Source organism: Epilithonimonas sp. (assembly GCF_056329745.1).
Genome location: NZ_JBWEYV010000001.1, coordinates 282286 through 289599 on the forward strand (window position 1 = coordinate 282286; position 7314 = coordinate 289599).

A 7314-nucleotide genomic window follows, 5' to 3' on the forward strand; every position below is an offset into this window, starting at 1 on the left:
ATAATATTAAAGCTATTATGAGGCACAAAACATCTGATAGATTCAAAAGATTAAAATGTAATTTCATTGCTATTTACAAAAAACTTTCAATCATTGATTTTCATCAATTTCATCTTCCTCTGTTGTCCAGTGGTTTTCTTCAAAGGATTGGCTGTCCAAAGCTAATAGTTCTGCCTCGCGTTCGAGAGATTTTCGGAGTGTAAAAGTAATCTGATCTTTATCCCTCTCCTTTGCGAGTTTTTTAGTCATCGCTTTGTCAATCAGCATAAAACGCTTACCCATTCTGCGCGCCGTATAGCGCCGCATGCCATTTTCTTCAAGAATATCTACAGCCATATCTACAGCGGTTCCCAAGGTTTCCCTATAAATGTGTTCAACATTTTTATTCAGAAAGTCGTAGGCATCCAATCTGTTTTTGGCTCTAACGAAAATCTTAAGTTCAGGATAATTTTCTTTGGCATAATCTACCAAAAGCTTATTCTTTTCGGCATCATCCAGACAAAGCACCAAAAGCTCGGCCTCTTCTATGCCTGCAGCCCGCAACAGCGAAGGTTTGGTTGCATCACCATAATAGACATTAAAACCATTAGAACGTAGTAGTGCAACACGGTCTGGATCATTATCCAAAACGGTTGAGCGTATACCATTAGCTTTTAAAAGGCGCCCAACGGTACTGCCAAAAAAACCAAAACCTACTATAATGACCTTTCGTTGTTTAATAATACCCAATTCTTCATTTTCTTCAGATTTTTGATGGATAAAATGTTTATCTAGTAACCGTTCTTTCAAAATTAATAGTAATGGAGAAATACACATTGTAATGGCAACAATTGCCATCAATTCACCGTTGGCCTGATAATCAATCAAATAAAGACTAGCGGCAAAATTAACAAGTACAAACGCAAATTCACCAACTTGGGATAGTGCAACAGCCAAGAAAAAACTTTGCTCATTGGTCATCTTGTAGTATTTAGCGATCCCAAATAATACAAGACCTTTCACCAAAAGGACAATAATGGCAGCAGAAAAAATAAAAACAGGTTTTGAAGCAATAATGTTAAAATTGATGGTGGCTCCTACACTTACAAAGAACACCGCCAATAAAAGCCCTTTAAAAGGATCAATATCACTTTCTAATTCATGCCGAAACTCACTGTTTGCCAGCATTACACCTGCGATAAATGCTCCTAATGCTGGGCTGAGATCTACAGAAATCATCAGTTCTGAAACACCAATCACCAAGAAAAGCGAAGCAGCTGTTAAAAGCTCATTCAAACCAGATTTTGAAACAAACCTTAAAAATGGCGTGAAAATATAGCGACCCAACAGTATTAATGCCAAGACAGCAAAAATAATGGTAAACGGTTGAAGCCAGTCTGGGAGGTACTGTAGCAAAATCTTATCATGGATATCCTGAGTTGAAGACTTTTGCGATGTGGAAAGAAAAGGTAGTAGTGCTAATATAGGTATCACCGCAATATCCTGAAACAACAGTATAGAAAATGATGCCTCGCCACTCACAGTCCGGAAAAGGTTTTTCTCCTTGAGTGTTTGTAATACAATAGCCGTTGATGACATCGCAAAACAAAGTGCTATGATGACTGATTTTTTTATGCCAAATCCAGCAACATAAAAAACCAATAAAATCCCAACAATACTCAACAACATTTGACTAAGCCCAAGGCCTAAAATTCTCTTTCTAATTTGCCAAAGCTTCTCGGGTTCCAGCTCTAAGCCAACCAAAAAAAGAAGCATAATGACACCCAGTTCAGATGCATGCATTATATCCGCCGCATCACGCCCTGTTAACTGCAGACAAAAGGGGCCGATCACAATTCCCCCAAGAATATAACCAATCACCGAACTTAGACCCAGTTTTTTCCCCAGTGGAACCATAATAATGGCCGCACCCAAAAAAATAAGAATCGTCATTGCAATAGAATTCTCCATCTAATCTGTTCTAAGTATTTGTGATAAATCTTTGCAAAAACCATCCAGTTGTACATTGCTGAGATCATCCGCATTGTAAATCACATCAAGCTTTTTTAGTTCAATCTGGTTTACGGCAAGAGACACCCTGAGACCAGACAACAAATCATCTACGCTAACCCCATATTTTCCCGAGACCGAATAACTGCTTTTACGACCACCGACGGTTGTCACAATAATTGCTTCTTTTCCGGAAAGGATATTAAGGCCACTCTCGGTAATCCATCGCATATCAAAAACTTCGTCAATCCAAAGTTTCAACAATGGTGGGAGGCCAAACCAGATCAAAGGGAAGTGAAAAATAATTCTTTCGTAGTCTACAATTCTTTTGCGCTCTTTAAAAGGTTCTATATGGAAATCGGGATAGTCCTCGTATAAATCCCTGAAAGCAACAGCATCCATACCACCATAACATTCTATAAGTCTGATGTTTGTAGTGGAATGTTCAAAATAAGGATGCGCAAATAATACGAGGGTCTTTTTCAAAAGAAAGGTGATTTCTGTAAAAATAACGATTTTTAAGAAAAAAAACCAAACACGACTGACTAAAATAACTACAAAATCAGTAATGATGCAAGCGTTTTGTAGTCTGTTAATTATTGATGTAAGCTAAATGGACATAAGCTTGTTTTCCAAAAAATAACCAATCACAGTATAAGAAATTTAAAACCGAAACATCGCTAAAAATGCCTTGGATTTACCAGCCACCAGACGCACCACCGCCTCCGAAACTTCCGCCGCCACCAAAGCCACCAAATCCACCGCCGCCACTACTGCCACCTCCGAAGCTACCACCTCCAAAACTTCCAGGGAATGGGAAAAACCCTCCGCTGTAACGCCTTCTCCCTCGTCTGGACAAAGTAACATCGTCGTCATCATCATAATTACCACCACCTCTGTTATTGCTATTGAAAATACTAATGAGGATTACAATGATAACAACCATCACTATTAGCGAACCGGCACTCATGCCGTTATCTTTTTGTTGTTTCTTAACAATTGGTTTGAATTTGCCTTTCACGGCATCCATGATTGCAGATGTGCCATGATCTATGCCGCTGTACCACTCTCCTTTTTTAAAGTAAGGTGTTACCAAATAATCCATTATTTGTCCCGCAACAGAAGCGGTTAAATATTGCTCAACTGCCCGGCCCTGCTGGATGGACATCGTATGATCCTCTGTAGCGATAAGAAAAACCACACCATTATCCACGCCTTTTTGGCCAATACCCCATTTCTCACCATACATCGTTGCGAGATAATTGACATCTTCTCCGCCAGTTGTGGGAATGATGATGACCTCAATCTCGGTAGATGTAGAGTCTGAGAACTTGATTAGCTTTTGATTTAAAGCGTCTTTTTCTGATTCCGACAACAATCCTGCTTTATCATAGACAGGATAAAGAACTGTAGGTTTTTCCGGGACACTCTGAGCTTTGGATAACAATCCAAAAATCATAAGGATTACGAAAATAGATCGTCTAAGAAAAGCTGATATCATTGGATAATTCATTGACATTTTCCCCATTGACAGGGAAATATTTTTTCAATTCCAGTCCGGTTTTCAGAATGGCATCTTTAATCGCCGGGAAGTATTTCTCTTTGGCAAACTGGGCAGTAATCTCATCGTGAAGCGAATCCCAAAAGTGTTGCTTCACTTTTTTATGAATCCCCTTATCTCCAATAATGGTAAGATAATGCTGCTCAAAGTTAATGTAGAATAGCACACCATTTCGCTCCTTTGTATTTTGCATCCCAAGAGAATGAAAAATATCTAATGCCTTCTTGGCAAAATGATCTTCTGCCGTGGAATCTATATGCACGCGGATCTCACCCGAAGAGTGGTCTTCGGCAATTTTGATGGCCTCCACAAGGGAAGCCATCTCTGTATCTGTGAGAAACTGATTCATTATTCTGAGAATACAGAAGGTGCTTTTTCAGCTCCGGCTTCTGCTTTGAAATATGGTTTTTCTTTGAAATTGGTGAAGTTAGCAATCACATTATTGGGGAAAGTCTTGATATTGGTGTTATAATCCTTTGCCGCATCGTTATAATAAACGGTTTCTGTACGGATGCTGTTTTCTATCGCCGTATATTCTCTCTGGAAGTTGATGTACTGCTGATCTGCTTTTAGATTTGGATAGCTTTCCACAACAGCCATCAAACGGCTAAGCGCGCCACTCAACTCGCCTTGTGCTGCCTGGAATTTTGCCATATCAGCCTCGGTCATATTAGTAGGATCTATATTAATAGAGGTGGCTTTTGACCTGGCTTCTACCACTTGGGTCAATGTTTCTTTTTCAAATTTGGCGTAGGACTTCACAGTTCTTTCCAAGTTGGGGATCAGGTTGGCTCTTTTCTGATAAACCGTCTCCACATTGGACCATTTGGACTCTACATTCTGTTGTTTGGTAACAAATCCGTTTCTGACGCCAATGCCCCAAAAACCTATTATCGCGATGATTGCTACAATCACAATAGCAACGATACAACCTTTACCTTTCATAGTTTTGTGTATTTTAAAGTTTAATTAAATCAAATATAATAAATTAAATAGTTCGTCCAGTTTTATTTTTCAAAAAGCTTGGCTTCTTCCCAAAGTTCGTCCATTTTTTGGAGGTTCAGCTCAGCCAAATTCAATTTTTTGGACTTAGCCAGGTCTTCCATTTTCTGAAAACGGGTAATAAATTTGGCATTGGTTTTCTCCAAAGCGGTATCTGCATTCAGCCCAGAAATCCTAGCATAATTAATCAAAGAAAAAAACACATCACCCAATTCTTCTTCTTTTTTATGTTTATCGGTTTCCTGATGAAACTCCTGCAATTCTTCCCTTACTTTTTCCCAGGCATCATCAGCAGAATCAAATTCGAAGCCAATCCCTTTGACTTTATCCTGAATACGGTAAGCTTTTATTATCGGCGGCAATCCTTTTGGAACGCCCGACAAAATAGACTTGTTGCCTACTTTCAGCTTCAGCTTTTCCCAGTTCTGTTTTACGGCTTCCTCATCTTCAGCAACAGTGTCGCCATAGATATGCGGATGGCGAAAGATCAGTTTATCATTAAGTGAATTAATAACATCAGCCATATCAAAACTCCCTTTTTCCGAACCGATTTTAGCATAAAAAACCAAATGCAGAAGAACATCGCCCAACTCTTTTTTGATTTCTGTCAAATCCTCTTTCAGAAGTGCATCAGACAATTCGTAAGTTTCCTCCAAAGTCAGGTGGCGCAGCGTTTCCAAAGTCTGTTTTTTGTCCCACGGGCATTTTTCCCGCAGATCATCCATAATATCAAGAAGCCTTCCAAAAGCCTCCAATTTCTCCTCTCTTGTATTCATAAATGATGAATATTTCTTATTTTAAACACTATGGCACAATGACTATTCTAATCTAAAAAAAACTATTTTAAGGCACAAAGCTTTATAACCAATATTTACTTTGTGCCTTATAGCATTATAAATTAAATAAAATTTTGTGCCTTTGTGTTTTATCTATTTTTATAATATTAATTTGATTTATTCTGCAACATTGGCACAAATTTGTAAACCCCAAATTCCTCCTTTTCAAACTGCGTTTCCGATAACTTGGTAAACCGATAGAGGATCTGTTCATCGGCTTTACCGAGAGGAATTACCATTTTCCCACCAACCTTCAGTTGTTTTAAAAGTTCGGTTGGGAGCACTTCTGCACCGCAAGTCACAATGATTTTATCAAAAGGGGCAAATGTAGGCAAGCCGGCAAAACCGTCACCAAAACTCTGGAACTTAGGCCTCAAATCTAATTCCCGGAAAATCTTTTGAGAAAAATCGAACAAGTCTTTTTGACGCTCAATCGTGTAAACCAAAGCTTTCATCTTGATAAGAACCGCCGTCTGATAACCACAACCTGTGCCAATTTCCAGAACTTTTTCACCTTCATTCACTTCCAATAATTCGGTTTGCTCGGCAACAGTGGACGGGTGGGAAATGGTTTGTTTTGCCGCAATAGGAAAGGCACGATCTTCATAAGCATAATCTTCGAAAACACTTTCTATAAAAAGATGCCTTGGCACTTCGTTCATCGCAGATAAAACAAAACTGTCCGTAATCCCAATTCTCTGATGCAGATAATCTACCAGCTGTTTTCTTTTACCCTTATGAACGTAAGTATCTCTCATTTAATAATTAGGCATTTTTCAATTACAGTCTGCAATTTCGGAAGGATATTTCTAAAATCCAAACAAGAATCATCATTTTAAAACTAAATCAATTTTTTGAGATACAATCAGAATAAAGTTTATAAATTTGACTGTTTTTTTATTCGGAATTGAGTTAAACTTCCAATTAACAAGACAAAACCATAAAAGTTATGCATAAAATAAGAGCTTATATAAAAGGTACCGGATCGTATGTTCCGCCAAAAATATTAAAGAATGATTTTTTCGAAAAAGTAGGATCATCCGATGAGTGGATTTTTAAAAATCTGGGAATCAGAGAGCGCCGCATTGTAGACGGTGAAGTCACCAGCGACCTGGCCTCCAAAGCCGGACTGAAAGCTTTGGAAAATACCGACATTTCACCACAAAACATAGACCTGATTATTGTTGCTACTTCTACTCCAGACAGGCAGGCTCCGTCAACAGCGTGTTTTGTGCAGGAGAAGATGAATGCGCCGCAAGCAGTTGCGTTTGACATTTCTGCGGTTTGTTCTGGTGGGCTCTACGGTATCGCTATTGGCTGCCAGTTCATAGAAACCGGAATGTACAAAAATGTGTTGGTGATTGGCGCAGACACATTTTCCACGATTACAGATTGGGAAAGAAAAGATTCTGTATTTTTTGGTGACGGCGCGGGTGCTATTTTATTATCTGCGACTACAGAGAACAAAGGGTTTTTCGATTTTAAGCTGCACGCCGACGGCACTGGAAAATACCATTTCAACATTCCGGCAGGCGGATCAGAAATGCCTGCTTCTGAGGAAACACTGAAACAAAAGCTCCATTATTTCCAGATGAATGGGAAAGAAGTGTTTGAAACAGCTACCAGAGTTTTACCGGAAACAATTAACGAAATTTTGGATGCCAACCAATTAACTTCCGATGATGTAGATTGGGTGATCCCGCACCAGCCAAGCATCAGGATTTTGCAAAAAACGGCGGAAAAAACCAACATCCCGTTCGAGAAAGTAATGACCAATATGGACAAATATGCCAATACTTCCGGCGGAACCATCCCGATTGTTTTGGACGAAACTTACAAAAGTGGCAAAATCCAACCTGGTAATCTATTGCTATTCGCGGCAGTTGGCTCCGGCTGGACTTGGGGAACAGCACTTTATAAGGTATA

The 7314-nt window shown here is 39.2% G+C and carries 8 protein-coding genes; 1 reads left to right on the plus strand and 7 read right to left on the minus strand.

All coding sequences use genetic code 11. The features are described from left to right. Nucleotides 1-90: 90 nt before the first annotated feature. The 7 genes from AC00Y6_RS01215 to AC00Y6_RS01245 form a co-directional block, all read right to left on the minus strand. On the minus strand, nucleotides 91-1950 hold the full coding sequence (locus tag AC00Y6_RS01215) for a monovalent cation:proton antiporter-2 (CPA2) family protein (protein WP_474488796.1): 1860 nt from the start codon (nucleotides 1948-1950) through the stop codon (nucleotides 91-93). Further along, entirely contained in the window at nucleotides 1951-2475 is a 525-nt protein-coding gene (locus AC00Y6_RS01220; RefSeq protein WP_474488797.1) for an NAD(P)H-dependent oxidoreductase, read from the minus strand. It abuts the gene before it with no gap. A 211-nt stretch (nucleotides 2476-2686) separates the two neighbouring features. After that, on the minus strand, nucleotides 2687-3490 hold the full coding sequence (locus AC00Y6_RS01225; RefSeq protein WP_474488798.1) for a TPM domain-containing protein: 804 nt from the start codon (nucleotides 3488-3490) through the stop codon (nucleotides 2687-2689). Further along, nucleotides 3471-3902 (minus strand): TPM domain-containing protein, encoded by a 432-nt coding sequence (locus AC00Y6_RS01230; protein WP_474488923.1) that lies wholly within the window; start codon nucleotides 3900-3902, stop codon nucleotides 3471-3473. The genes AC00Y6_RS01225 and AC00Y6_RS01230 overlap by 20 nt, the downstream gene beginning before the upstream one ends. Beyond that, the gene (locus AC00Y6_RS01235; protein ID WP_474488799.1) at nucleotides 3899-4495 is read right to left on the minus strand and encodes a LemA family protein; all 597 of its coding nucleotides are present in this window, start codon (nucleotides 4493-4495) and stop codon (nucleotides 3899-3901) included. The genes AC00Y6_RS01230 and AC00Y6_RS01235 overlap by 4 nt, the downstream gene beginning before the upstream one ends. Before the next feature lie 62 nt (nucleotides 4496-4557). Next, complete coding sequence (gene mazG, locus AC00Y6_RS01240) at nucleotides 4558-5328, minus strand: nucleoside triphosphate pyrophosphohydrolase (RefSeq protein ID WP_474488800.1); 771 nt, start codon at nucleotides 5326-5328, stop codon at nucleotides 4558-4560. Between the two features lie 167 nt (nucleotides 5329-5495). Beyond that, nucleotides 5496-6146, minus strand: a complete 651-nt coding sequence (locus AC00Y6_RS01245) for a protein-L-isoaspartate(D-aspartate) O-methyltransferase (protein ID WP_474488801.1) — start codon at nucleotides 6144-6146, stop codon at nucleotides 5496-5498. Nucleotides 6147-6337: 191 nt separating this feature from the next. Here AC00Y6_RS01245 and AC00Y6_RS01250 point away from each other — a divergent pair. After that, nucleotides 6338-7314: 3-oxoacyl-ACP synthase III family protein (locus tag AC00Y6_RS01250; protein WP_474488802.1), on the plus strand; the 977-nt coding region annotated here is incomplete at its 3' end.

Excerpts from the sequence above, each read along its gene's own strand:
- AC00Y6_RS01215 (WP_474488796.1), bottom strand. The coding sequence starts at position 1,950 with ATGGAGAATTCTATTGCAATGACGATTCTTATTTTTTTGGGTGCGGCC.
- AC00Y6_RS01225 (WP_474488798.1), bottom strand. The coding sequence starts at position 3,490 with ATGATATCAGCTTTTCTTAGACGATCTATTTTCGTAATCCTTATGATT.
- AC00Y6_RS01235 (WP_474488799.1), bottom strand. The coding sequence starts at position 4,495 with ATGAAAGGTAAAGGTTGTATCGTTGCTATTGTGATTGTAGCAATCATC.
- mazG (WP_474488800.1), bottom strand. The coding sequence starts at position 5,328 with ATGAATACAAGAGAGGAGAAATTGGAGGCTTTTGGAAGGCTTCTTGAT.
- AC00Y6_RS01245 (WP_474488801.1), bottom strand. The coding sequence starts at position 6,146 with ATGAGAGATACTTACGTTCATAAGGGTAAAAGAAAACAGCTGGTAGAT.